This is a genomic window from Zhongshania aliphaticivorans (genome assembly GCF_001586255.1).
Lineage (GTDB): Bacteria > Pseudomonadota > Gammaproteobacteria > Pseudomonadales > Spongiibacteraceae > Spongiibacter > Spongiibacter aliphaticivorans.
This window is the reverse complement of sequence record NZ_CP014544.1, coordinates 1646524-1670914: the sequence shown is the minus strand read 5'-3', so window position 1 is coordinate 1670914 and position 24391 is coordinate 1646524. Positions and strand designations below refer to the sequence as shown.

At 50.2% G+C, this 24391-nt stretch carries 22 protein-coding genes and 1 tRNA gene; 7 read left to right on the top strand and 16 right to left on the bottom strand.

Annotated elements, in window-relative coordinates:
- The first annotated feature begins 67 nt into the window (after positions 1 to 67).
- Complete coding sequence (locus AZF00_RS07350; RefSeq protein ID WP_008247463.1) at positions 68 to 1336, top strand: HlyC/CorC family transporter; 1269 nt, start codon at positions 68 to 70, stop codon at positions 1334 to 1336.
- Here the strand turns inward: AZF00_RS07350 and AZF00_RS07345 are convergent.
- The 5 genes from AZF00_RS07345 to queA all read right to left on the bottom strand — a co-directional run bounded on the left by AZF00_RS07345 (position 1333) and on the right by queA (position 4668).
- Entirely contained in the window at positions 1333 to 1527 is a 195-nt protein-coding gene (locus AZF00_RS07345) for a DUF1289 domain-containing protein (RefSeq protein ID WP_008247455.1), read from the bottom strand. The two genes, AZF00_RS07350 and AZF00_RS07345, sit on opposite strands and share 4 nt — an antisense overlap.
- Entirely contained in the window at positions 1524 to 2060 is a 537-nt protein-coding gene (locus tag AZF00_RS07340; RefSeq protein ID WP_008247452.1) for a gamma carbonic anhydrase family protein, read from the bottom strand. Before AZF00_RS07340 ends, AZF00_RS07345 begins: the two co-directional genes overlap by 4 nt.
- A gap of 67 nt (positions 2061 to 2127) precedes the next feature.
- On the bottom strand, positions 2128 to 2451 hold the full coding sequence (locus AZF00_RS07335) for a YqfO family protein (RefSeq protein WP_197465726.1): 324 nt from the start codon (positions 2449 to 2451) through the stop codon (positions 2128 to 2130).
- Positions 2432 to 3589 carry a tRNA guanosine(34) transglycosylase Tgt gene (gene tgt, locus AZF00_RS07330; protein WP_471633757.1) on the bottom strand — a complete coding sequence of 386 codons (1158 nt, stop codon included), beginning with the start codon at positions 3587 to 3589 and terminating at the stop codon, positions 2432 to 2434. The genes AZF00_RS07335 and tgt overlap by 20 nt, the downstream gene beginning before the upstream one ends.
- An 11-nt stretch (positions 3590 to 3600) precedes the next feature.
- Entirely contained in the window at positions 3601 to 4668 is a 1068-nt protein-coding gene (queA, locus tag AZF00_RS07325; protein ID WP_040802844.1) for a tRNA preQ1(34) S-adenosylmethionine ribosyltransferase-isomerase QueA, read from the bottom strand.
- Between the two features lie 169 nt (positions 4669 to 4837).
- Here queA and AZF00_RS07320 point away from each other — a divergent pair.
- Positions 4838 to 4922 (top strand) — tRNA-Leu (locus AZF00_RS07320).
- A 151-nt stretch (positions 4923 to 5073) separates the two neighbouring features.
- Here the strand turns inward: AZF00_RS07320 and AZF00_RS07315 are convergent.
- Positions 5074 to 6264: an ISL3 family transposase gene (locus AZF00_RS07315; protein ID WP_062382734.1), complete on the bottom strand. Its 1191-nt coding sequence runs from the start codon at positions 6262 to 6264 to the stop codon at positions 5074 to 5076.
- Positions 6265 to 6521: 257 nt separating this feature from the next.
- Between AZF00_RS07315 and AZF00_RS07310 the strand changes: the two genes are divergently transcribed.
- A complete protein-coding gene (locus tag AZF00_RS07310) occupies positions 6522 to 9212 on the top strand; it encodes a hypothetical protein (RefSeq protein WP_008247445.1) in 2691 nt (896 codons plus the stop codon).
- Positions 9213 to 9264: 52 nt separating this feature from the next.
- Here AZF00_RS07310 and AZF00_RS07305 read toward each other — a convergent pair whose 3' ends face one another.
- Positions 9265 to 10788, bottom strand: a complete 1524-nt coding sequence (locus AZF00_RS07305; RefSeq protein ID WP_008247443.1) for a hypothetical protein — start codon at positions 10786 to 10788, stop codon at positions 9265 to 9267.
- A gap of 186 nt (positions 10789 to 10974) precedes the next feature.
- Here AZF00_RS07305 and AZF00_RS07300 point away from each other — a divergent pair, with 186 nt between their 5' ends.
- Both AZF00_RS07300 and AZF00_RS07295 read left to right on the top strand, forming a co-directional pair.
- On the top strand, positions 10975 to 11580 hold the full coding sequence (locus AZF00_RS07300) for a PaaI family thioesterase (RefSeq protein ID WP_008247442.1): 606 nt from the start codon (positions 10975 to 10977) through the stop codon (positions 11578 to 11580).
- Positions 11581 to 11613: 33 nt separating this feature from the next.
- A complete protein-coding gene (locus tag AZF00_RS07295) occupies positions 11614 to 13662 on the top strand; it encodes a TonB-dependent receptor (RefSeq protein ID WP_008247440.1) in 2049 nt (682 codons plus the stop codon).
- A 94-nt stretch (positions 13663 to 13756) separates the two neighbouring features.
- Here the strand turns inward: AZF00_RS07295 and trpS are convergent, their stop codons facing one another.
- Complete coding sequence (gene trpS, locus AZF00_RS07290; RefSeq protein ID WP_008247438.1) at positions 13757 to 14764, bottom strand: tryptophan--tRNA ligase; 1008 nt, start codon at positions 14762 to 14764, stop codon at positions 13757 to 13759.
- 138 nt (positions 14765 to 14902) lie between these two features.
- On the bottom strand, positions 14903 to 16009 hold the full coding sequence (locus AZF00_RS07285) for a tRNA-queuosine alpha-mannosyltransferase domain-containing protein (protein ID WP_008247436.1): 1107 nt from the start codon (positions 16007 to 16009) through the stop codon (positions 14903 to 14905).
- Positions 16010 to 16120: 111 nt separating this feature from the next.
- Between AZF00_RS07285 and AZF00_RS07280 the strand changes: the two genes are divergently transcribed.
- A complete protein-coding gene (locus AZF00_RS07280; RefSeq protein WP_008247434.1) occupies positions 16121 to 16912 on the top strand; it encodes an enoyl-CoA hydratase/isomerase family protein in 792 nt (263 codons plus the stop codon).
- A 34-nt stretch (positions 16913 to 16946) separates the two neighbouring features.
- Here the strand turns inward: AZF00_RS07280 and AZF00_RS07275 are convergent, their stop codons facing one another.
- From AZF00_RS07275 to tsaB, 4 genes are read right to left on the bottom strand one after another with little or no spacing between them, the layout of a single operon-like run.
- Positions 16947 to 18248: a M18 family aminopeptidase gene (locus AZF00_RS07275; protein WP_008247432.1), complete on the bottom strand. Its 1302-nt coding sequence runs from the start codon at positions 18246 to 18248 to the stop codon at positions 16947 to 16949.
- Between the two features lie 12 nt (positions 18249 to 18260).
- Complete coding sequence (locus AZF00_RS07270; protein WP_008247430.1) at positions 18261 to 19142, bottom strand: NAD(P)-dependent oxidoreductase; 882 nt, start codon at positions 19140 to 19142, stop codon at positions 18261 to 18263.
- A gap of 23 nt (positions 19143 to 19165) precedes the next feature.
- Complete coding sequence (locus tag AZF00_RS07265; RefSeq protein ID WP_008247428.1) at positions 19166 to 19966, bottom strand: undecaprenyl-diphosphate phosphatase; 801 nt, start codon at positions 19964 to 19966, stop codon at positions 19166 to 19168.
- Between the two features lie 24 nt (positions 19967 to 19990).
- Positions 19991 to 20674 (bottom strand): tRNA (adenosine(37)-N6)-threonylcarbamoyltransferase complex dimerization subunit type 1 TsaB, encoded by a 684-nt coding sequence (gene tsaB / locus AZF00_RS07260; protein WP_008247425.1) that lies wholly within the window; start codon positions 20672 to 20674, stop codon positions 19991 to 19993.
- A gap of 86 nt (positions 20675 to 20760) precedes the next feature.
- Between tsaB and mobA the strand changes: the two genes are divergently transcribed.
- Positions 20761 to 21363: a molybdenum cofactor guanylyltransferase MobA gene (mobA, locus tag AZF00_RS07255; protein ID WP_040802678.1), complete on the top strand. Its 603-nt coding sequence runs from the start codon at positions 20761 to 20763 to the stop codon at positions 21361 to 21363.
- A gap of 57 nt (positions 21364 to 21420) precedes the next feature.
- On the opposite strand, the gene AZF00_RS19465 is transcribed toward mobA, so the two are convergent.
- From AZF00_RS19465 to adk, 3 genes are all read right to left on the bottom strand, one after another.
- Complete coding sequence (locus tag AZF00_RS19465; RefSeq protein ID WP_197465725.1) at positions 21421 to 22317, bottom strand: hypothetical protein; 897 nt, start codon at positions 22315 to 22317, stop codon at positions 21421 to 21423.
- 106 nt (positions 22318 to 22423) lie between these two features.
- The gene (gene hemH, locus AZF00_RS07245; RefSeq protein ID WP_008247420.1) at positions 22424 to 23419 is read right to left on the bottom strand and encodes a ferrochelatase; all 996 of its coding nucleotides are present in this window, start codon (positions 23417 to 23419) and stop codon (positions 22424 to 22426) included.
- Between the two features lie 110 nt (positions 23420 to 23529).
- A complete protein-coding gene (adk, locus tag AZF00_RS07240; RefSeq protein ID WP_008247418.1) occupies positions 23530 to 24177 on the bottom strand; it encodes an adenylate kinase in 648 nt (215 codons plus the stop codon).
- Between the last annotated feature and the right edge of the window lie 214 nt (positions 24178 to 24391).

The following is a 24391-nucleotide window of genomic DNA, read 5'->3' as shown; positions in this document are numbered from 1 at the left end:
CGCTTGTCGTACCTCACATTTTTCTTCAAGATTGGCACTCATTTCATATTAAGGGGTTCTGGGCTTTTTGAACGAGGCACCGCTGGGTCTTCTCTTTGGCATATTAGCTGCACTGATCATTCTGTCCGGATTTTTTTCCGGCTCCGAAACCGGAATGATGTCCCTCAACAGATATCGCCTGCGGCATCGTGCCAAATCAGGCCATCGCGGCGCGAAACGCGCATCCAAATTACTGGAAGAACCCGATAGCCTTATCAGCACGATCTTGATCGGCAATAATCTGGTTAACAATTTAGCGGCGTCGATCGCTACCATTCTTGCCATTCGCATGTACGGCGACAACGCGGTGGTGCCAGCATCAATACTGCTGACCTTGGTATTTTTAATATTTGCTGAAATTATCCCTAAAACCATTGCCGCCTATAAATCAGAAGCCGTTGCCTACACGGTCAGCCATGTTTTACTGCCGCTAAAATCGCTGCTATTCCCCGTCATTTGGATGGTTAGCCACGTTACCCATTTTGTCTTGCGGCTAACGCGCATTGAGAAAAACGACGGTTCAGAACATATTGGCTTAGAGGAATTGCGCACAATCGTCGGTGAAGCTGGGCATTTAATCCCCAAACACCACAAGGGGATGTTGATGAATATCCTCGACCTAGAACAGATCACCGTCGACGATATTATGATTCCGCGCAATGAAGTGTTTGGCATTGATATCGACGCCAACACCGACACCATTATCCGCAAACTGCGCGATGCCGAGTTCACCCGCATACCCGTTTACCAAAACGACATCGACAATATTGTTGGCATCCTCCATCAACGCGACATTATCAATAGCGTCGATGAACAGGGTCGCGTGCAGCGCGACGCTCTACTGCAAGCTATACGGGACCCCTATTTCATTCCCGAAGGCACGCCGCTCAACACCCAGCTATTTAACTTTCAGAAACAAAAACGCCGACTCGGCATAGTGGTCGATGAATACGGCGTTATGCAGGGCATAGTCACTCTTGAAGACTTGTTGGAAGAGATCGTTGGCGAGTTTACCTCCAATTTAAGCACCGACACTGAAGACATAATTCATCAAGCCGACGGCAGCTATTTAGTTGATGGCACTACCACAGTTCGCGATATTAATAAGATTATGAAATGGGAATTACCCACCGACGGCCCCAAAACCCTCAATGGCCTTTTACTCGAAAAATTAGAGTCATTTCCGGAAGCCTCAGTCGGCGTATCAATAGGCCGCTACCGCTTTGAAATTATCGAAATGAAAGGCAATCTTATTCAATCAGTTCGCGCTTATATTAAGCCCAAAATACGCAACTAAAGGTCGTATTTGCTGCGGCAGCGCTGATTAGCCAGAAAAATCACCTCGCGCTTTGCCATATTGCTTAGCGCCGACCAGTCACTAATTTCATTCAGGCTGCGATAGCAGCCTGTACAGATATCGTACTCATCCAAGGCGCAGACCGACACACAAGGCGAGGCCACCGGCTTCTCTTTTATCTCTACGCTCATTTCTCTGGCATCACCTGGGGACGAAGCTCAGCAATAAAACGCTGACCATTTTCCACGTAATGTGCCGCAGACATCAGTAGTGCTGCCTGCTCTTCAGGGCTAAGCATGCGCTTAATTTTTGCTGGCGCGCCCATGACCAGAGCACCATCAGGAATCTCCATACCTTCAGTTACCAGCGAGTTGGCACCGATTAAACAGCCCCGACCAATCTTAGCACCGTTGAGTACCACTGAATTAATACCAATCAAGCTACCGGCGCCAATGGTGCAGCCGTGCAGCATCACCTTATGCCCTACAGTGACACCCTCACCGATATGCATAGGGATACCCGCATCGGTATGCAACACAGATGCGTCTTGAATATTGCTGCGGGCACCAATCACGATATCGTCTACATCACCGCGAATAATCACGTTAAACCAAATACTCGCCTGATCACCCACCGTGACCGAACCTATAAGCGTCGCGTTATCGGCAATAAAATGCTCGCCGCCCTCAAGAGTGACGCGTCGATCACCCAGTTCATACAACATAAGAATTCCTCAATTTGCACCAACTACCCTGCCTTCCGACATTACTAAGAATGCCATAAAACCATGGTTATATTTGCACTAGCGGTAAAAATTCATAAGCGGGCTCTTCAAATGGGTGCGCAGCAACGAGCGCAGCCTTCACCGCGCTGGCGCAGTCGGCAGGACAAAGCAATTCAACCCGATACTCGGCGACCGACTCTAGATTACCAAGCTCACCCAAAAACGGCGAACTTCCGGCCATCGGTCGGAATTGCCCTTTCCCCAACACCTGCCAACAGCAGTGTTCATAATTTCCCTGACACCCAGCTCCCGCCGCAAACACGGCCGCTTTGACCACCTCAACATGACTAGCTGGCACAAAAAATACGAGTTTAAGCACCGGACTCGTCATTCTCTTCACTCCGCTGGGCAGGCTGCTCAGCCTGATCCGGTCGCACTTCTTGACTGGCATAATACTCTGCGGCAAATTGCGCGAGACGCCCTTCCTCTATCGCCAAACGAATCGCCGCCATGTGATTTTGGTAGTAGCGCAAATTGTGGATGGTATTCAATTGCGCACCGAGAATCTCTTTGCACTTATCTAAATGGTGCAAATAGGCGCGACTAAAGTTCTGACAGGTATAGCAATCACAATTCGCATCCAGCGGCGCGGTGCTGGTTTTATGGGCTGCGTTACGGATTTTAATCACCCCAGTAGAGGTAAACAAATGGCCGTTACGAGCATTGCGAGTGGGCATCACGCAGTCGAACATGTCTACGCCGCGCATTACGGCTTCGAGAATATCCGAGGGCTTACCCACACCCATTAAGTAGCGGGGTTTGTCGGTGGGTAAATGATCTGCAAGGGAATCGAGCACCTTCAGCATCTCGTCCTTGGGCTCCCCCACCGACAGACCGCCAATGGCATAACCATCAAAACCAACCTCGGCCAGCCCCGCTAACGATTCCCTGCGCAGCTCAGGATACATACCACCCTGAATAATACCGAACAGCGCCGCATCATTGCCCGCGTGCGCCGCCTTACTGCGCGCCCCCCAGCGTAGCGACAACTCCATAGATGTGCGCGCCTCAGCCTCTGTTGCAGGGTATGGCGTACATTCATCAAAGATCATCACAATATCGGAGCCCAGATCCCGCTGAATTTGCATTGAGGTCTCGGGATCAAGGTAAACACTGCTGCCATCCACCGGCGATTTAAACGACACCCCCGCTTCAGTGATTTTACGCAGTTTACCCAAGCTCCAAACCTGAAAGCCGCCCGAATCCGTCAATATTGGCCCACTCCAACCAATAAAGTCATGCAAGCTGCCGTGGGCTTTTACCACTTCCGTACCCGGCCGCAGACTGAGGTGAAAGGTATTACCCAGAATAATGTCGGCGCCAATTTCATGAATATCCCGCGGCAACATACCCTTTACGGTGCCGTAAGTACCCACCGGCATAAATGCGGGGGTTTCGACCTTGCCCCGAGGAAAATCCAAACATCCTCGCCGCGCCATACCATCAGTGGTTTTTAGCGCAAACTTCATGCGACAGTCGCTCATACAGTATTTCCTGTTATCTCGGTATTAGTAGCGGGAAACACCAACATGGCATCACCATAGCTAAAAAATCGGTACTGCTCGGCCACCGCTTCGCGATAGGCATTTAGCACAGCAGCTTGGCCTGCAAAGGCGCTAACGAGCATGATCAAAGTCGATTCCGGCAAATGAAAATTCGTTACCATCATATCGACACTGCGAAATTGGTAACCTGGGTAAATAAAAATGCGGCTATCACCGGCAAAGGCCGCAATCTCGCCGGATTGCGAGGCGGACTCCAAACTGCGAACACTTGTTGTACCCACCGCCACTACGCGACCGCCTCGAACACGGGTGGCGCGCACTTGCTCAGCAACTTCCTCAGGTACTTCAATATATTCAGCATGCATTTGATGGTCGCGAATATCATCGGCGCGCACTGGCTGAAACGTACCCGCCCCCACGTGCAAGGTCACAAAGGCAAGTTCGACGCCTTTTGCCACACACTGCTGAATTAAGTTTTCCGTAAAGTGCAGACCTGCCGTTGGCGCTGCTACCGCGCCATCGCGGCTCGCGTAAACTGTTTGATAACGCTCGCGATCCTCGGCAGCATCCTCTCTTTCTATATATGGCGGCAGCGGCATATGCCCTAAACGAGACAAAACCGTCAACACCGGCTCAGCAAATTCAAGTTCAAATAGCGCATCGTGGCGACCAAGGACGGCAACAGACTCTGTGCCGGGGGCATCGGTATTATTTGCTGCGAGCCAGAGCGTCGCGCCAGCCTTTGGCGACTTGCTCGAGCGCACATGCGCTAACACGCGATATTCGTCGACAATCCGCTCAACCAATATTTCAATTCGGCCACCGCTTTCTTTGGTGGCAAATAGCCTGGCAGGAATTACCCGCGTATTATTAAAAACCAGTAAATCACCCGCCCGCAAATAATCCGGCAGCGCCTTAAACTGACGATGCTCGCATTGTTGCTGGGAATTCAATACCAATAAACGACTGGCATCGCGCTCTGGCATTGGATAATAGGCGATGAGGCTTTCGGGAAGCTCAAAATTAAAGTCGCTGCGCCGCATAATGTCTGCTTTCATTTGGAAGGGCGCAAGATTAGCGGAATTTGTCAAAAGACTCCACCGAGGCAAGCAACTCCCGAGTTTCAGCACTTAAATTGCAGATATATTAAGAAAACTGTCATGGTCGATTGACCCCAGAGAAAAGCTTGCTATAATCGCGCCCCAATCACATGCCAGTGTGGTGAAATTGGTAGACACGCTAGATTCAAAATCTGGTTCCCTCGGGAGTGGCGGTTCGAGTCCGCCCACTGGTACCAAAATACGCTGCGGTATCAATTACTTGCAGCTAGCGGAGAGCATGTCTCTCGGCAATAAAAAAACCGCCTCTATTGGCGGTTTTTTTATTTCTACAAATCAGCAACCCCCTCCCCAACTGGGCTCTACCCCATTATCGGGGGATAGCACTCATCAAACCCTGTTAATCACTCCGTCCCACCCGCAGTGGGCCAGCACTCTCATCCTGTAATTTTCAAAGTTTCTAAAACCATACGCTCGTCGTGTCATCATTTCCATTTTGTTGTGGAAGCCCTCAGTTATTCCGTTACTTTTACTAAATCGCCACATGGCCACAATGGGCTTCAACCAGGAGCGCAATGTGTTAGCTAGCGCTCGTAGCGGGCTCTCAGCTAGCTCATCAAGCAATTTCATGAATACCGGCAACTTGATGCTGGCTTTCTTGCGCGTCAGGGTCTTGAGCAACACAAATCGGATTAATCGTTGCTTGGCCACATACAGTGCTTGCAGCACTGGGTACTCAGCCAAATACTGCATAAGGTTGGCGTGCTGCTCATCCCGCAAATTCCATTGATGGCGACGCATTAAACTGATCAAACCGCGGTTCTTTCTGCCCTCAGGATCATGCTGCTTCCAGACACTTAAAAAGTGCTGGTTAATAAGCCTGACCACATGGAATCGGTCAGCCACGATCGCGGCATTGGGAAAGTAGCGGCGGGCAATGCTGCGGTACGTTTCCGAGAGATCCATCACCACAACCTGAACGCGCTCTCGTCCCTCAAGGGCCTTTAAATAGCGGCGCAAACTCAATTCTGATCGTCCTAGTTGGACATCAAACACTTTGTGATTCTTGAGGTCGGTAAGCGTGGTCGCATAACCCTTTTTACGGGTAAAGAAATGCTCATCTATCCCTAATACGCGAGGGCAATATCGGCGATCCCCCTCGGAACGCTTTTGCTTAATATGGTGCTGATACCAACGCTCTACCGTCGCTGGGCTGATTTGATGGGTTCGAGACAACTTGCGCTGCGTTACACCGCCATCGTGGGCTTCGAACACTTCCAGTCGATAGGCTTCTGAAGCGCGAAAACGCGGACGAATACCGGTAAAGGCGTGACGAAAATAGCGCTTACACTCCTGGCAATGGTACTTGGGTACTCGAAGGTGCAAGGTCATCACTTGATTCCCCTGACGAGTGTGCTTCACCGTCCTGAGATGCGTGGCTTTAATCCTCAGGCCATTGCCCTGACAATGCTTACAAGGCGGCCTGTGCACAGGCTTTGCCCAGACTTCGATCCCTTTCCTGCGGACTACCCGTTCAATCTCAAGGCCAGGTATGCCTATAATTCTTCCTGCGTGGGACATCGGTATTCTCCATCAAACTGTTTCTTCGCAAATTCAGTTTAATGAATGCCGGTGTCCCCCGTTAATGATGAAGAGCCCCCAACTGCCGAAACCGGGCACTGTCAATTGCGGAAAAGCCGAGTAGACAATTCGCCGTCCTTTTTCCACGATGACGCATTGGTCTGCATCAAGCAGTCGAACGCCTTCATCGCATTCTTTGTTACAGTGCTGTAACATCGAGTATTAGCGAAAATCGCAGCTTTTACCGGAGTCTTGCAATGCATCAATTACCTAAGGCGCTGCTTGCAGCCATTATTATTAGCTCCCTTGCCGCCTGCGGTGGAAGCTCCTCGAGTAGCAGCCGGCCTTCCACGCCGACAACGCCCAGCCCTCAATGTAGCGACGGTCTAGACAATGACCAAGACACCCTAATTGACAGCGCTGACCCCGGCTGCAGCAACGACCAAGACAACGACGAAACTGACCCACCACTTGACCCACGGTTAAGCCGCTATCAAATGAGCAACGCCTGCTGGGTAGTAAAGGCCGCCGGCAACGGCAAATATTTAGTCGCTGACGGAAGTAATTACAGCGCCACGGCTACCGACAGCGCTAGCGCTGAAGGGTTTTACCTAAAACCGACCGCACTGGGCAGCTATATGTTCTATAACAGCAGTCGGCAGCTAATGGCGGCAGGCAGCACACCAACCTTAACTAACCTCCCTAGCGCCAGTGCCAATGACAGTGCCGAATGGCGGGTTTTGGCCAGTGGCGACACCACTGATTACCCAGAAACACCGGCTTATCATGTAGAACCAAGCCCAGAACAAGTGGCAAATTGGCACGGTTTTGTTGACCCAGACATCAAGGCCGACACTTTTACGATTAGTGCCAGCGCACTCAATCGGAACTTAGCAATTGACGATACCGGCAAAGTCCAAACCGTTGCACCCGGCAGCGCCCCCGCCAACGAAGCCTTCATTTTCGAAGCGGCAGCAAATTGCGAAACCTTCCCCGAAGCCCAGAGCAATTTCAGCGGCCAACCGTTTAAAGGCACCCAACCCGACGGTACGGTACTCGGCCACGCCGATGTTCACGTACATATTAGTGCCACTGAATTTCTGGGCGGCGCTCACTGGGGCAAACCCTTCCATAAATTTGGTGTAGAACAAGCACTGGGCAATTGCGCTGTAGACCACGGTGACGATGGCCGCCGCGACGTCGTCGGCGGGCTATTTAGCATGAACCCTAATGGTCACGCTACTGATGGCTGGCCAACGTTTAGCGAATGGCCAAAGCGCGACAATTTAATTCACGAGGCGATTTACTGGAAATGGTTGGAGCGCGCTTGGGCCGGCGGCTTACGCGTTATCGTCAACGATTTGGTCGACAATGAAACCCTCTGTGAATTACAGCGCAATGTCTCTGGCGACCTCACCCAAGATTGCAATTCAATGAATAACGCCGGTCGACAGGCTGGCACCATGTACGCCATGGAAAATTATATCGACGCCCAATACGGTGGTCCCGGCAAAGGCTTTTTCCAAATTGTGCACACGTCAGATGAAGCTCGCGCAGTCATTGAAGACGGCAAAATTGCCGTGGTCCTCGGCATAGAAATTTCTAATTTATTCGACTGTAAACTAAAATTTAACCCCCTCCGCCAGCAGCGTCCCCATGAAGAAGACGGCAGCGGCTTTCCGGAAAACAGTTATGAATGCACGGTGGAAGAAGGCAAGCCCAACTCCATCGTTACGCAAATGCAGCGGGTTCACGACTGGGGCGTACGGCAAATTATTTCCATTCACGAATTTGACAATGCCTTTGGCGGCAACGGCATATTTGACGGCTTAATCTTAAACCTCGGCACCCGTGAAAACAGCGGCGGCATACCGTCTGGAGACCTCGCCGGACTCACCAGTTTATTTAGTGGCCAGCCAAATGAAGCGCAATTTACTGAACTAGTCAGCAATTTACCTACAACCGAGCTGGCCACTGGCGAATGGTGGACGACCTACAATTGCCCAGAAGAAGGCAAAACACCTGGATTTACTGGCTATCTCTGGGGCAGCACTGGCGGTAGCACTCAAAGCTACCTGCCGCAGCCCGCCTGCATACCAACTGGGCAAGATGGCCGCTCTGGCGGAACAACGCCCTGCTACCCCGCCGATGTTCGCCAATGTAATGCCCGCTGGATGACGCCTGCAGGCTTATACACCTACGGTAAAATGATGGAAATGGGCTTTATCTTTGACTGGGATCACATGGAAATGGGGATGAAAACCCAAGCCCTAGAGCTAGCGGAAGCACAAACTCCCGTTTACCCATTCGTGTCTACTCACGGCACGTTTGGCGGCACCACCATAGATCAAGCGACTCGCCTCATCGCGAATGGCGGCATACTGTACCCCAGCAATGGTTCCAGCAAGGGCTTTAGGGAAGACATGAACGAAACCGTGGGCATTTACGCCAACGCAATGACCAAACGCGCCAGCGCGGGCAAGCCTTCATTACTGTTTGGCTTTGGCTACGGCACCGACACCAATGGCCTATCGGCCCAAACCGGGCCGCGCAACAACCCGGCAAATCCCATTGAGTATCCCTTCACCCTATTTAGCGGCGCACCGTTCAACACCATGACGGAATTCGATAATACCTCGGTCGTCAGCTTTGAGCAGCCCAATAGCATTGATGCTGATGGCAATATTAGCCGTACCTGGCATGAAGATCTTGACGGCAATGCCCACTACGGCATGCTCAGTGATTTCGTAAAAGAAATTGTTCTCGACAGCCCCAATGCCGCCAGCCAAGTTCGGCATTTATTCAACTCAGCTGAAGTGTTTTTGCAAACATGGAAGCGCACCGAATTGGCCAGCGCAGCAATTCAAGCCAATGGTTTAAAGAATATTCCGGCGACCGCACCAGCCATCTTACGCCCCGCTCCACCAATCGGTAGCTACGCACCGTAAACCACTCAATTTAGCGCTTTATCCAGCCCGCAATTGCGGGCTTTTTTAGATCTTAGCTTCCGATAGGCTGTGACAATATCCACAAACCACTTACCGTAAACACGAGCATTAGCAGCAGCAAAGGCAACTGACTCAGCGTCGCATTACGCGAGCTTACAAAGCTGCGCAATGCCAGCACATGGGAGACGTAAACACTGGCAATATGCCCCGCAATAATTAAGGTCAGTTGGACATGCCATGTTGTGGAGGTATCGGGAATGAAAACGCGCTGCAACCAGTTTGCGGTGCCAAACCAATTACTGCCCCAACCAAAAGGGTCCGACACCAAACTGACGATTTTAATGCCCTGGGTTTGAATCAAGGTGTAGTAATGGGCAACATGATAAACCAGCGCAATGGGCAGTAACGAATAGCTAAACCTAAACAGTAAGACCTTAACCGGCACCGGCGATTTAGTAATAAATTTGCCCATTGCAATAAAAGCAGCAAACACCAATAAATATAAAAATGGTGACAACAGTAAACACAGACCTTGCCAATAGCTGTACAAGCGCGACATTGCCGCAAAAGCAACAAATGGATTAGTGTCGGTCCAGTATTGTAAAAATCCGTGGTAAAAATCCAGCCAAAATAATTTTTTCCACACCACTGTTTCGTGAAGGCCGTCAAAGGCCGTAGAGGACAACATGAACAAAACAAAAACCAATAAACTTAACTGCTTCGGTGGTTCAGCAAGCACGCCGCTAAAGGGAATACGTAGACGCAAATGCCCGCCCTCGCCGTGTGCATCGCTCGGTTTGTAGTCGATGGGCGCCATGACCGCAAGGAGTCTAAAGAAAACGCTAAAAAACTCACAATACTCAAACCAATTGTGACGGCCGATTAAGGCCACCCCAAGAATATTTAATGCGGTATAGCCCGTTAATAGCACCGCCAGCGTAAATGGCGTATTTTGAGCAAACAACTCGAACCAAATAAACCCAATATACAGAAACAGTGCGGGCCAAAACGCCAAGAAACTCGGATAGCCCACACAGCCGCGCAGCAGACTAGGTTTGATCCTAGCGAGAATATCGATCATGAATTGCCAAGGATTTATTGCTGCGTAGAGATTGCCAAAGACTACCGTTGCGTAGCTAAAGCCCAAAACAAAAACAATCCAAAAAAACGTCATATTGAAATTGCCATAGGGACTGCGAACGCCCCAAAAGCCCGTTGCAATGCAAAAAAGCAAACTGCCAAGACTAAACAGTTTCAATAATTTCAGCAATTGCCAACGCTTAAGGAGCTTGATCAGGGCCGTGTCGCCGATATCGCGCGTACTCCCCTCGCGAGTAAGCAGCCGCTCTCGATCAACAAAAATCAAAACCAAAAAAGACGTAACCAAGGCGGCCACGGCGCCCCAGGCATACAGCCAGAAGGGTAATGGCAAGGTATAAACAACACCAAAGGAATGGGCCTGACTCTCGGTTGCCGCAACCAAGAAAAACAGTAGTAATAAAGTAGGCGGACATTTTTTTAACATATTGCCAATTTCGCTAAAAATAACATTAAGGACCAAACCGATATCAATCACATCCAAGCTTGTTAGGATATCCCAATAAGCCCCTTCCTGCTTAGATATGAGAAGTGGGTAACCGAGGACGATGACTGCAACGGTAATCCCGAAATTTTAGCCTTTGCGACGGTCCTGCGCTTTCCAATCGCCTTAAGGGCTATTACACTCAGGCGCTCAATAATTCACTCACGAGCAAATTTATCGATGCCGGCAAGCGAATCACAGCGCCAACAACTAAAAGGGATCATAGAGCAGCTCAGCATAAGCATAGAAGCGAGCCAAACCCTAGGCGGCACCAGCAGTGAACTGGCCGAAATTGAATCGACATTACAGCAGCTAAATCAAAAAATGATGAAGCTTAGTAATCGCAAGATATTAGAATTCTACGACCCAGACTACGGTAATGATTTACGTAAAATTCTACCCTGCAGCCCGTTTAGCGGATACTTCAACCCGATTGCGGCCAAACTTAAGATCTATAGCGTCGACGATACGGTGGTCGCCGAGGGCGAGTTTGGTCTTATTCATCAGGGCCCACCCAATTGCGTGCATGGCGGCATAATCAGTGGGGTATACGACCAAGTTTTAGCCTATTGCGGCATTGCCAATGGCACCCCCGGCTTTACCGCTAGCCTACGAATTAACTATCTCAAGCCCACCCCACTCTTCAAGCCCCTGCGCTTTAGCTGCCAAATTAGTAAAATCGATGAACGGCAAATTCACATCGAAGGCCAATGCTATTGCGTAGAAGAGCTACTAAGTACCGCCGAAGGCCTATTTATTCATTATGAAAAACGCGACAATCCCTAGTTCAGCAGATTCAATTAAAGGACAGTCTCAGCAATGATAACAAAACAATTAAGCCCCCTTGCTCTGGCATTCTGCCTGCTACCGAATACCGGCGTGGCCGCCGAGTCCAACACTGAACCGGCCCAAGAAGTTGTCTCCGTGACCGCAGATCGTATAGAGAAGCAAATACGAGAACAGAGCCTGGCCATCAGTGTTATCGACAAACAAGACATCGACAATATCGGCCACACTCACATCAGTGAAATTCTGAGCCAAACTCCCGGCGTATGGATCAGTCGCGGCAATGGGCAAGAGCACCTCACCGCCATTCGCTCGGCGGTACTTACTGGCGCAGGCAGTTGCGGTGCATTCTATTTTGCTGAAGATGGTATTCCCCTGCGCGCCCCCGGCTTTTGTAATGTGAATGCCTTATTTGACGTCAATGCCGAGCAAGCCGAGCGCATCGAAGTCATTCGTGGCCCAGGTACCGCCGTTCACGGCTCAAATGCCTTAAATGGCGTAATAAATATCATTAGCGCCGCGCCCTCCGAAGAAGCTGAGACACATCTTTCACTGGAAGGTGGCCCAGATGACTATGGCCGCGTAAAATTTAGCCACAGCGATACTAACGGCAAGCATGGCTACCGCCTGAGTGCTCAAGGCAACCACGATGGCGGCTATAAAGACGATTCTGGCTTCGATCAACAGAAGCTCAATTTTCGTCATGATTTCCAAGGTGATATATGGACAATTCAATCCCTGTTGTCTGCCAGTAATTTAAATCAAGAAACAGCGGGCTACCTGATTGGTAAAGACGCCTACAAAGATGCCAGCCGTAAGCGTGAAAACCCCAATCCTGAGGCCTTCCGCAATAGTCAGAGTGTCCGCTTTTATAGCCGCTTTGAACGTGAAGGCGACAAAGATTCGCGATTTGTCGTCACCCCCTATGCACGCTTTACCGAAATGGCCTTTCTACAGCACTTTCTTCCAGGCACGCCCCTTGAGGAAAATGGTGAACGCAGTGTGGGCGTACAAACCGCTTTCTACCAAAACTACAGTGAAAACGTGACACTCTACAATGGCTTCGACATGGAGCTTACTAGCGCTTATTTAGAACAAAGCCAAGCGCTCCCAGGCGTCGGCCCCTTCCCGACCGGCCAACACTATGACTACGATGTCGATGCATTCTATGCTGCGTGGTTTGTGGGCGGTGATTGGCAGGCGGCAAAAAACACCAAAATTAATTTTGGCGCGCGCTACGACCTGCAATTTTACGATTACCAAAACAATATGATTAGCGGCAATACCGCGGCTGATGGCAGCGCTTGCCTCCCGAGTGGCTGCCGTTACGCTCGCCCAACAGATGACAAAGAGCATTTTAAAAACAGCTCCTTTAACGCCGGCATTATTCAAAGCCTTAGCGCCAATACCGACCTTATAGCCAACGCCAGCCACGGCTTTCGCGCTCCCCAAGCAGCAGAGTTATATCGCTTACAGGCACAGCAGCTCAATGCTGATCTCGACGAAGAGTCTCTGAATAGTGTGGAATTTGGTTTTCGGGGAATTTGGCCTGCATTGAACTACCGGGTAGCCCTGTATTGGATGCAGAAAGACGATGTCATTATTCAAGACAGCACCCGCCGTAATATCAACGGTGGCAAAACCCTAGATCGCGGCATTGAAGCTGATTTTAATTGGCAGCTCAGCCAAACTCTACAGTGGCAGCTACAGGCCAGCTATAGCAAGCACCAGTACGGCAATGACGCGCTGGCGCCAGAAGGCAATGAACTGGACACCGCGCCCCGTCAACTAGCGAGCACCCGTCTGCGTTGGCAGCCATTTATCAGCAGTACTTTTGAATTTGAAGTGCAGTATCAGGGCGATTACTTCTTGGATGGCGACAATCTGCATCGTTACGAAGGGCACACCCTGGGTAATGTGCGCTGGCGCCAGCAATTAAATGAGCAGGTTTATACGGTATTGCGAATAAACAATATTGCCGGTATAGACTATGCGGAACGCGCCGATTATGCCTTTGGCAACTACCGCTATTTTACCGGTGAACCCCGCGCAGCTTATATCGAGCTGGGCATCGACTTCTAAGGCTTTAAATACGGCCCTATTGGGCCGTATCTTCTTTGCGCTTTACGCAAACCAAACATTAGTGCTCTGCATAAAGCGACTCTCGCAGACCTACTTACGAAAACGCCGCCAAGCCAACCGCCTTGCGCACCTTCGCTAACATCGGCGCGGCGTGGGCCCGCGCTTTTGCTGCGCCTTTCAGCAGTTCAGCTTCGAGCAGGCCGCCATCGAGCAAAAGCTCGTCATAACGTTCGCGGGCTGGCGCAATATGAGCATTAATTAATTCAAACAGTTCCTTTTTAGCCTGTCCCCAGGCAATACCCTCAGCGAATTTTTTTCGCATTTCTGCCGTTTGCTCAGGGCTGGCAAACGCCTGCCAAATTTCAAATACAGTCGAGGTGTCGGGGTCTTTCGGCTCGCCAGGTTCCAGCAAATTCGTTTTGATTTTATTAATGTGCTTTTGCAATTTCTTTTCAGGCAAAAATAGCGGGATGGTATTGCCGTAGCTTTTACTCATTTTACGACCATCTAGCCCGCTTAGTACCGCAGCGTCATCACCAACCACCGCCTCTGGCAACACAAAGGTGTCGCCATAAAGATGATTAAATCGCTGGGCCATATCTCTGGCCATTTCAAGATGCTGTATCTGATCGCGACCAACCGGCACTTTACTGGCGTTAAAAGTTAAAATGTCAGCAGCCATCAAAATCGGATAGCTAAACAAGCCCATCGTTACGCCAAAGTCCGGATCATCACCCTTTTGCTCATTGTCTTGCACCGCCGCCTTATAGGCATGGGAGCGATTCATCAAGCCCTTGGCACACACACAAGTTAAGATCCAACTTAACTCCGTAATTTCAGGAACGTCAGACTGGCGGTAAAAGGTGGTCGCATCGGTGTCGAGACCCAGAGCCAGCCACGTTGCGGCAATTTCGCGACTCGATTGATGAACCACGGCCGGTTCGTGGCTTTTAATAAGCGCGTGATAGTCGGCCAGAAAGAAAAATGCGTCGTACTCACCGCGCTGGCTTTCCGCAATAGCAGGTTGAATCGCCCCCACGTAATTACCTAAATGGGGTGTGCCGGTGGTGGTGATACCGGTAAGAACCCGCTGCTTGCCCATAATATTATCCTATTGCCGATACATAAGGCCGCCACAACGACCTTGAATATGATGCGAATTTACAGCCGCTTATGATACTGGCTCACCTCCTTGCTGTCACCGCAGATTGCCGCTACAAAGTAAGCTCCACTATGTATTTCAGCCCTCGGCTAAGCACTGTAATAACTGACGGTACAAGGGCGCCAGTTGCGGCCATGTCAGCGCCGCAACATCAGCCACAGGCAGACTGCCCGCACGCTTGCAGCTCAAAAAATGGACGAGTTTTTCACTCGCGCCTATCGCCTCTTGGGCAATATCATCGCAGTGAGGATAACGAAACATTGGCTCAAACCACTGGGGATAACACAGCCGGTCAGGAACCAATGGCGTGCAGCCCGCTGCAGCCGCTTGCAACACCGCTAGGCCCTGAAAATCGTGAATTGCAGTCGACATCACCACGTCGCAGCTCATGATCAACTCTGCGTAGTGCTGGGCGTCTTTTACAAAGCCAAACTGATTCAGAGTCAGGCTACTGCTGCGTCGAATAAGCACTTCAATTTGCGCAAATTCCGGGGGCCGCTGCCGGAATTGTTGCCCCGCAATATAAATATCCAGTGGTAAGCCGCGTTTGTCGCACTCCGCGATTAAGGCCAGTAGACGGTCTGGCCCTTTGTCATACTCCCAGCGGTGATTCCAAAGTACTTTAAGCCGCTCACCCGCAGGCCGTAGAGCAATTGTTTGACTGCCAACAGCAACCCCCACTGGCAGAACGCTAGCACGAGAAAGTAGCGCTGCTACTTGCTCTCGCGGCGCATAATCCGGCAATTTCGCGAGTAGCTGGTCGCAGCCGTCCAACATGGTCTGGCGATTATAGTCACTATTAAAGACCACTTTATCCGCCGCTAGCGCGGTATACAGATTCAGTATTTGCGGCTCAACGCCTTTGCGCTGCAGCTGGCTTTGGGGATAAGCAAACTGATTCTCATGAAAATACACCAGCGTTGGCCAACGACAAAGCTCAGGAACCAGTCCACGCAGGGCTGACAGGTCGGTCATTGATGTCGCTACGACCACCTCGTAGTCTGCTGTAAGAATTTCGCGATTCATCATCGCCCACGTCAAGCTATTGCCGCGAATACGCCAGCTAAAATACCGTGGCGGCAAGCTCAGTACCGTCCAGCTAAGTTCTGGTAAATGCAGCATCAAGCCGTCTAACCAACTGCGATGACTGTCGGCGTGATAGGCCGACAAAACTAAAACCCGCATTTGTGTATCACCCTTTATAAAACGCGTCGGCTAAAATAAAGCAAATTGACCCAGACGATAAGCTCCATTACCCTCTTGGCAATTATTTATTCCAGCCGCTGAGAAATGACTATGCATCAATATAAAACCCTGTTGTGGGAACAAGCCAATGGTGTCGCTACAATCACTTTAAATCGACCTGATTCCGCCAATAGCCTAAATTTAGAAATGGCCCGAGAATTGATGCTCGCCGCCATGCGCTGCGATGAAGACGAGGATATTCGCGCAGTGATTATTACGGCCAGCGGCAAAATGTTCTGCGCTGGTGGCGATGTTATGAGTTTCATAAATGCCGGCGATGATATTGGCATATTACTGAAAGAAATTACGGCCTATTTGCATTCTGCAAATGCTCGCTTCGCGCGAATGTCGGCGCCCCTGATTGTTGCCGTAAACGGCACCGCCGCCGGTGCAGGCTTTAGCTTAGCGATTTCTGGTGATTTGGTTCTCGCCGCCGACACTGCCAAGTTCACCATGGCCTATACTGGTATTGGCGCCAGCCCCGACGGCAGTTCAACTCACTTTTTACCGCGCTTGATCGGCCTGCGTCGCGCTCAAGAGCTGATGTTGACTAACCGCGTTTTAAGTGCCGAAGAAGCACTTGACTGGGGAATGCTGACCAAAGTCGTCAAAGCCGACGAGCTGTTAACAGAGGCCCAAACGTTAGCCCGTAAATTGGCCGACGGCCCCAGCCTCGCTCACGGCGAAATTAAATCTTTATTGCTGTCTAGCTATGCCAACACCCTCGAAACCCAGCTCGAGTTGGAAAGCCGCGGCATCGCTAAATGCATGAACAGCAGCCAGGGCAAAGAAGGACTTAAGGCATTTAAAGAAAAGCGCAAGCCGACGTTTAACCCCAGCTAAACTACACGCCAGGATCGGTGTTGCAAACAGAATGTCAGTTTGCGACACCCAGCTCCGCCAAACCGTAGAACGCCGCTAACACTTTCGTTAATTTAAACGCGTCTTGGCTTCCCGCCAGCTCCCTAATCGAATGCATAGCAAAGGTTGGCACGCCAACATCCAGGGTTTTAACTCCGAGTGCCGCCGCAGTTAACGGCCCTACCGTACTGCCACACGCCATATCACTGCGCACCACAAAGCTTTGCACGGCCATGCCCTCATCTGCGCACAGGCGTCGAAATAGCGAGCTGGTGTCGCTGTTAGTGGCGTAGCGCTGATTGACATTATTTTTAATAACCGGACCGGCATTTAACAAGGGGCCGTGATTGGCATCGTGACGATCACTAAAATTAGGGTGAATACCGTGAGCATTATCGGCTGAAATCATCATGGAATTCGCCATCGCTCGCTGCAGACTCACCTCGTCGCCGGCAATCCGGCGCAACACCGACTCCAGCATTGGCCCCTGCGCCCCTACAGCCGATTGACTACCTACCTCTTCGTGATCATTGCACACTAATATCGTATGAGACTGGGCATCGCTATTTAACAAGGCCTGCATACCAATATAACAAGACAGCAAATTATCCAGTCGCGCACTGGCAATAAAATCGCCATTCCAACCCACTATTGCGGCATTCTGACAATCGTAAAAGCTTAATTCGTAATCCAGCACCGTCGCAACATCGGCGACCCCTTGCGCGGCTAACGCCTCGGCCAACAAGGCGCGAAAGTCCTGCTTCTCCTCGCTTTGCAACAACACTACGGGCAAATCCTTTTGCGGATTAACTGTCCGGCTATTATTTGCTTCGCGGTCAAGATGTATTGCCAAACTGGGGATCAAGCCAACAGGACGCGCGATATTCAGCAAACAGCTACGCATATCGCCTTGGCTATTTTCATAATTTACACGCCCCGCCAAACCTAAATCCCGATCAAACCAAGGATTAAGCAAGGCGCCGCCATAAACCTCCACGCCAAGCTGAAAATAGCCGTGACGATGTAATTCCGGCGTCGGTTTAACTTTTAGGTTTGGACTATCAGTATGCGCACCGACCATTCGCCAGCCGCGTTGTAATAAATTGCTTTCGCCACAGGAAAACGCCACTAACGACGATCCGTTGCGTACCACAAAATAACGACCACCTGGTTTGAGCTGCCATTCATCACGTTCATCCAGCGCTTCAAACCCCGCCGCGCGCAAAGCGATGGCCATGGTCTCGACCGCGTGAAATGGCGTGGGGCTCGCATCTAAAAAGCGCAGCAAATCTTCATTAAAACCGTGTATATCGCTCATTTATTTCAACCTTTAACGACGCGACTCAGCGCCTTGCTGTAACGCGAGTAATAAACTGGAGGTATCGAGTTGACCGCCATCCATATTTTGAACTTGGCCATAAAACTGGTCGACCAGCGCGGTAACCGGCAGACTTATTTTACGCTGCCTAGCCTCGTCCAACACATATCCAAGGTCTTTACGCATCCAATCTACCGCAAAGCCAAAATCAAACTCACCAGCGAGCATCGTTTTAGCGCGATTATCCATTTGCCACGATTGAGCGGCGCCAGCACCAATGACATCAAGCACCGCGTTCATATCTAGCCCGGCCGCAGCGCCAAAGTGCATGCCCTCCGCCAGCCCTTGAACCAAACCCGCGATACAGATTTGATTTACCATTTTAGCCAACTGCCCTGAACCAACCGGACCTAAACACTGATAACGAGTAGCATAGGCCGCCAAAACAGGTTCAATTCGCGCAAATACCGTTTCATCACCGCCCGCCATTACCGTCAAACGACCGTTAATTGCACCTGCTTCACCGCCAGATACTGGCGCATCAATAAAAGAGATGCCGCGCTCTTGAGCGCAAGCAGCCATTTCTCTCGCCAAGGCTGCCGAAGTCGTCGAGTGGTCAATTACTACGCCACCACGAGGCATGGCAGAAAACACCCCGCCATCTCCGGCTAACACTTCTCGAACATCCGCGTCTGCACCTAGGCACACCGCGACAATTTCAGCCTCTGCCACGGCCTTTGCCAGCGTAGTACTGGCGGCAATTTGGTATTGCGTAGACCACTGCTGCGCCTTGTCTTTGCTGCGGTTATACACCGACAAGTCAAAACCTTTTTGTTGTAAATGACCGGCCATGGGATAACCCATAGTACCTAAGCCAATAAAACAAACCTTCATATCCAGCCTCGTGTTTTCAATACTTAATTAGCCAAGACCGCAAACAAAATACCCGCTAAAACAACGCGATAAATCGCAAATGGCATCATTCCCATCCGCTCAACCCAACGCATAAACACATGAATACAGGCGTAGGCGGTCACCGCCGACACAGCAAAACCAATAAACAACAAATCCCAGGGAACATCGGCACTGCTCTGGATTAATTCCAATAACTTGTAGGAACCTGCCGCCGCAATAATTGGCATCGACAATAAAAAGGAAAAACGTGCGGAGTCACTGCGACTCAAGCCCAACATTAGCGCCGCCGTAATGGTAATGCCCGAACGCGACGTTCCGGGAATGAGCGCGATGGCTTGGGCAAAACCAACAATCAACGCAATACGCAAGCCAATATCGGCAATATGCTTGGTGTGTTTGGCGTACCGGTCAACCAGACCCAAGATCACACCAAAAACCAATGTTGTAGTCGCCAACACATAACCGGTTCGCAAATTTAGCTCAATAAAATCATTAAAAATAAGCCCGGCAACAACGGCGGGAATAGTGGCGACAATCACCATCCACCCCAAGCGGCTATTCTCATTTTGACCACCGCCGAAAAAACTGCCAAACCAATCTTTTAATATTCCGGCGACTTCAACGCGAAAATACCAAAGTACCGCCAGCAGCGAGCCTACATGTACTGCAACGTCGAACGCCAAACCTTGATCAGCCCAGCCGAGGAGCGTCTGAGGCAACACCAAATGCCCAGAGCTGGACACCGGTAAAAATTCAGTGAGACCTTGAATTGCCGCCAGAATTACCGCTTGAAACGCATCCATTGTGTTGTATTCCCTCAATCAATATTAGGATTTCTGCCAAGCGACACTGTCGCGTAAGTACACGGGTTGGGCTAACTCGGCAGTGGTGTGTCGACCCGCTGAAAATTCACGATTTGCCAAGCGTAATACTGCGCTCGCTCTGGGATAAACCTCGACGTCAACCACATCCATTGTGCGGTTTAGACTAAAGCGCGACTGGTATGACCAGCCACTCCCTATTCCCAAAATTCGGCCGCCCTCTGGCATGGCCTGAATACTCTCTGGGGTACGCAAACTATCGGGGATGATCGCCTGGGCAAAACCGGAAACAATTTGATATTGCCCCCAATAAATTTCATCCATGCGGGCATCTAAGGCGGGCAAAACAATATCGCCATCGCTGATTTGTCGATTGACTACAGCATCTTGAGCCAATGCCTGTAAAGTAGACACCGCCACAACGGGAATATTTTGCGAAAACGCAAGACCTTGAACAACCCCTGCGCAGACTCGTAAACCCGTGAACGAGCCGGGGCCCGCGGCAAAACCAATAGCGTCAATTTGCGACAAACTCAGATCTGCTTCAGCGAGAATTTGGGCTACCATTGGCAATATAAATTGAGTGTGAGCACGGGGCAGCATACGGAAATCTTCTATTTCTCGGCCCTGATGTAATAAGGCTACCGAGCATGCTTCTGTTGAAGCCTCTATCGCGAGTAAACTGCTCATGAAGGGAAAACCAAAAATGAAGTATGGCGTGAATCATACCATACTGAGATTAAGCACTTCATAAATTAGCAAGACATTCATCCACTATGACAGCAAAAATAAACACCACTCAAACAAATACAGTCACCGTCCTTATCTTGGCCGGCGGCGCGGGTCGGAGGATGAATGGCCAGGACAAAGGTTTACTTCTGTGGCAATCCAAACCCCTCATCGCACACATTATTGACCGCCTACCAAAAGATGTTGCCCAGGTCTTAATTAGCTGTAACCGAAACATCGACCACTACCAGCAATACGCCGCTACCGTCTGCGATGACTTGCCGGACTACCAAGGACCGCTAGCAGGCCTCTATGCCGCCTTGCAGACCATTAACACCCAGCAGACACTCATATTGCCCTGCGACTGCCCAACACCGCCAAGGGGCTTGTTAGACCGACTAAACAGAGAGCTAACAAAACACCAAGGGGATATTTGCTACGCCCACGATGGCAAACGCGGCCAGTACCTATTTGCTTTGCTCAATACCGAGCTCAAAACCCATTTAGCGGGGTATTTACGCTCGGGCGAGCGCAGTGTCAATCAGTGGTACAAGCAACTAAACTGCGTGCCTGCCGACTTCAGCGATCAGACCAGCGCTTTTCGCAACATCAATGAGCTCAGCGATTTTCCGTCAAATGACGAAATTTAAAACATAAAAAAAGGGGAGCTGATTAAAGCTCCCCTTTTTTTCTAAGCAAACAAGAAATTAATTGCTAGTCGGCTCAGTCGAAGTTGCTACCGGGCTTGGTGCTGGTGCTGCCGCAGCTGCTTTCGCTGGCGCGCGCTTGGCACGAGGCTTCTTAGCCGCCGGTGCCTTTTTAACGGCTACTTTCTTCGCCGCTGGTGCCTTCTTTGCAGCAGGCGCCTTTTTCGCTGCTACTTTCTTGGCAGCAGGCTTCTTAGCCGCCACCTTTTTAGCTGGCGCTTTTACTGCGGCTTTCTTCGCAGCCACTTTCTTTGCTGGTGCTTTCTTTGCAGCCGCAGCAGGCTTAGCGGTTACCTTTTTAGCTGGCGCCTTTTTAGCAGCAGCTTTTTTAGCACCACTAATTTTAGCGTTCAACTGCTTTACTGCCAACTTGTGCTTAGCCAGTAATTTCTTCTCAATTAAGGCTACCTTGGCTTTATTGGCCGCCGCGCGCTTCTTCTTAAAGCGCTGCTCGAACAATTTCACCGCTTTTGCAAGATCAGCATCAGCCTTTTTGCTAAGCGCCAACGAGCGCTCGGCTACCTTTTGGCTTATCGCGGTTTCAGATGCCTTGATTCGGGCAACTGCTTTAGTGTTGGCAAGGTCGGCTTTACTCACAGCCACTTTAGCGCGAGCTGCTTTTAACTTCGCATTCACTTTCTCTGCTGCAGCAACCGCACGCTTAACTGCATTTTTATCTGCTGCACGGGCGGTTTTTTTCGCCTTGGCGCGCGCCGCTTCAATTTTGGTTTTAGCCTCAGCAAGCGCCTTGCGCTCGTTGGCAACTAATGCCTCAACTTTTTTCAAACCTTCCTCAGCTTTAACAACTGCGGGGTTCGCTAAAGCGGCATTTTTACTTCTTGGTTTACGCTTTGCTGGGGCTGCTTTTGCACGTGCTTTTTTTGCTGCGGGCATCATGTATTCTCCTTGGCGTCGACGATGCTAGTTTAATTGCTCTAAAAATAGCACATAAAATAACCAACGCAAAAAAAAGTCGTTGAATTAAGTACAAATTCTTACTTTTTTACGAAAATAAATGCGTTTTTTCTTCAATAAAGGACTGACAAAGTAAAAACATAAGATTTTGATGCGCCTCGCTGTCATTCAAACACGGTATGTAACGAAATTCTTCTCCGCCATTTTCGACAAAATATTCATGAACTTCACCGTCAATTTCTTCAATTGTTTCTAAACACTCAACCGCAAACGCCGGGCATAAAACATCCAGCTTTTTTATCCCAGACATTGCCAAACTGATTACCGTTTTATCTGTGTAGGGCTGCAACCATTCCGCTTTTCCTAACCGCGATTGATAGCTGAGCTGCCACTCGTTGCTATTTAAGCCCAGCGTTATTGCCAGCGCCGAAGCGGTCTCTTCGCAGTGGCGCTGATAAGGGTCGCCCAACTCTACATTTCGTTTAGGTATGCCGTGAAAAGACATCAATAAGCGCTCACCGCGGCCATGCTCAGACCAATACTGCCGGACGCTCTGTGCCAAAGCTTCAACATACGCCGCTTGGCGATGGTAATTCCTAAGCCAGGACCACTGAGGGATATCTCGGCGCCGCGAAAAAATTCGATTTATTTCATCGTGTACTGCCGCCGTGGTCGTTGCGGAATACTGAGGAAATAACGGCAGAAAAAATAAACGCTCGCAACCCGCCGCCAACAATTCATCAACGGTGTCTGAGATTGATGTTTGCCCGTAATTCATTGCCAAACGCAGTTCAATTTCGTCATTCGGGTAACGCTCCCGAACTTTTTTTGTCACGCCATCAACTAAGCGCTGGGAAAAATACCTCAGCGGCGACATATCGTTCATCCAAATCTGCTGATATGCCTTAGCGACTCGAGGGGAACGGAATGGCAAAATTATGCCATAGAGAATAGCAAGCCAAATTAAACGAGGTACTTCCACAACCCGGCGGTCAGAAAGAAATTGTTTCAAGAACTGCCGAACAGCGGAGGTAGTCGGCGCGGCGGGGGTACCCAGATTAATAAAAACAATCCCTGACTTCATGTTTGCACCTGCGTTAACAAATATCGGCAAGATAATAAGGCGTTCAGCATACTAAATGATAATAAAAAAGGGCGCCCTAAGGCGCCCTTTTTCGATCTTTCTTAGCAATTTTAACCCGCAAGTGCGGCAAAAACCTTGCGCGTGATCTCTTCTACCGAACCAACACCCTCGATGCGAGAATATTGCGGCGCATCACTGCCCTGGAGATTGCTATAAAAAGCGACCAAGGGCTTTGTTTGTTCGTGGTAAACCTTGAGACGGTTGCGAACCGTATCTTCATGGTCATCTTCACGCTGCACCAACTTTTCGCCGGTAATATCATCTACCCCATCTACCTTAGGAGGGTTGTAAATAAGATGATAGGTTCGGCCAGAACCCTCATGGCTGCGTCGCCCACTCATGCGCGTCACGATTTCTTCGTCAGCTACGGCAATTTCGAGCACATTATCAATGCTCACACCAGCGGCAATCAGCGCTTCAGCTTGTGGAATTGTCCGAGGGAACCCGTCAAACAGGAAGCCATTTTGACAATCGGCTTCGGTAATCCGTTCTTTTACCAAGGCAATAATAATTTCATCAGATACTAGGCCGCCAGAAGACATCACCTCCTTCACCTGTAAACCCAAGGGGCTGCCGGCTTTCACCGCCGAGCGAAGCATGTCGCCGGTAGAAATCTGAGGAATCGCAAATTTCTCGGAAATGAACTGTGCCTGAGTACCTTTACCTGCCCCAGGAGGGCCCAATAATATAACGCGCATAGCGGGAAACTCCCCAATAATTACAATTTATAGCCTGCGCCGTAGGGGCCGCCGCAGCAAAAGCGCACAACGATACACAGCAATCGCCCAGCACACAAGACTTATGGCACCTCTACGACTAAAGGACGAGACCAGAAAGCGTGGGAAATACTCATTTTACACCAAGCAAACCGTAAAGAAGGACAAATACCGTGCTTAAGCCTGAATTCATTCA

What these genes read in the sequence shown, in the direction of transcription:
- queA (WP_040802844.1), bottom strand. Translation starts at nt 4,668, where the DNA reads ATGCGGCGCAGCGACTTTAATTTTGAGCTTCCCGAAAGCCTCATCGCC.
- AZF00_RS07265 (WP_008247428.1), bottom strand. Translation starts at nt 19,966, where the DNA reads ATGGATGCGTTTCAAGCGGTAATTCTGGCGGCAATTCAAGGTCTCACT.
- tsaB (WP_008247425.1), bottom strand. Translation starts at nt 20,674, where the DNA reads ATGAGCAGTTTACTCGCGATAGAGGCTTCAACAGAAGCATGCTCGGTA.
- AZF00_RS07295 (WP_008247440.1), top strand. Translation starts at nt 11,614, where the DNA reads ATGATAACAAAACAATTAAGCCCCCTTGCTCTGGCATTCTGCCTGCTA.
- AZF00_RS07310 (WP_008247445.1), top strand. Translation starts at nt 6,522, where the DNA reads ATGCATCAATTACCTAAGGCGCTGCTTGCAGCCATTATTATTAGCTCC.
- AZF00_RS19465 (WP_197465725.1), bottom strand. Translation starts at nt 22,317, where the DNA reads ATGATGCCCGCAGCAAAAAAAGCACGTGCAAAAGCAGCCCCAGCAAAG.
- AZF00_RS07270 (WP_008247430.1), bottom strand. Translation starts at nt 19,142, where the DNA reads ATGAAGGTTTGTTTTATTGGCTTAGGTACTATGGGTTATCCCATGGCC.
- adk (WP_008247418.1), bottom strand. Translation starts at nt 24,177, where the DNA reads ATGCGCGTTATATTATTGGGCCCTCCTGGGGCAGGTAAAGGTACTCAG.
- mobA (WP_040802678.1), top strand. Translation starts at nt 20,761, where the DNA reads ATGACAGCAAAAATAAACACCACTCAAACAAATACAGTCACCGTCCTT.
- AZF00_RS07345 (WP_008247455.1), bottom strand. Translation starts at nt 1,527, where the DNA reads ATGAGCGTAGAGATAAAAGAGAAGCCGGTGGCCTCGCCTTGTGTGTCG.
- AZF00_RS07315 (WP_062382734.1), bottom strand. Translation starts at nt 6,264, where the DNA reads ATGTCCCACGCAGGAAGAATTATAGGCATACCTGGCCTTGAGATTGAA.
- AZF00_RS07300 (WP_008247442.1), top strand. Translation starts at nt 10,975, where the DNA reads ATGCCGGCAAGCGAATCACAGCGCCAACAACTAAAAGGGATCATAGAG.
- AZF00_RS07335 (WP_197465726.1), bottom strand. Translation starts at nt 2,451, where the DNA reads ATGACGAGTCCGGTGCTTAAACTCGTATTTTTTGTGCCAGCTAGTCAT.
- AZF00_RS07280 (WP_008247434.1), top strand. Translation starts at nt 16,121, where the DNA reads ATGCATCAATATAAAACCCTGTTGTGGGAACAAGCCAATGGTGTCGCT.
- AZF00_RS07340 (WP_008247452.1), bottom strand. Translation starts at nt 2,060, where the DNA reads ATGTTGTATGAACTGGGTGATCGACGCGTCACTCTTGAGGGCGGCGAG.
- trpS (WP_008247438.1), bottom strand. Translation starts at nt 14,764, where the DNA reads ATGGGCAAGCAGCGGGTTCTTACCGGTATCACCACCACCGGCACACCC.
- hemH (WP_008247420.1), bottom strand. Translation starts at nt 23,419, where the DNA reads ATGAAGTCAGGGATTGTTTTTATTAATCTGGGTACCCCCGCCGCGCCG.
- tgt (WP_471633757.1), bottom strand. Translation starts at nt 3,589, where the DNA reads ATGAAGTTTGCGCTAAAAACCACTGATGGTATGGCGCGGCGAGGATGT.
- AZF00_RS07285 (WP_008247436.1), bottom strand. Translation starts at nt 16,009, where the DNA reads ATGCGGGTTTTAGTTTTGTCGGCCTATCACGCCGACAGTCATCGCAGT.
- AZF00_RS07275 (WP_008247432.1), bottom strand. Translation starts at nt 18,248, where the DNA reads ATGAGCGATATACACGGTTTTAATGAAGATTTGCTGCGCTTTTTAGAT.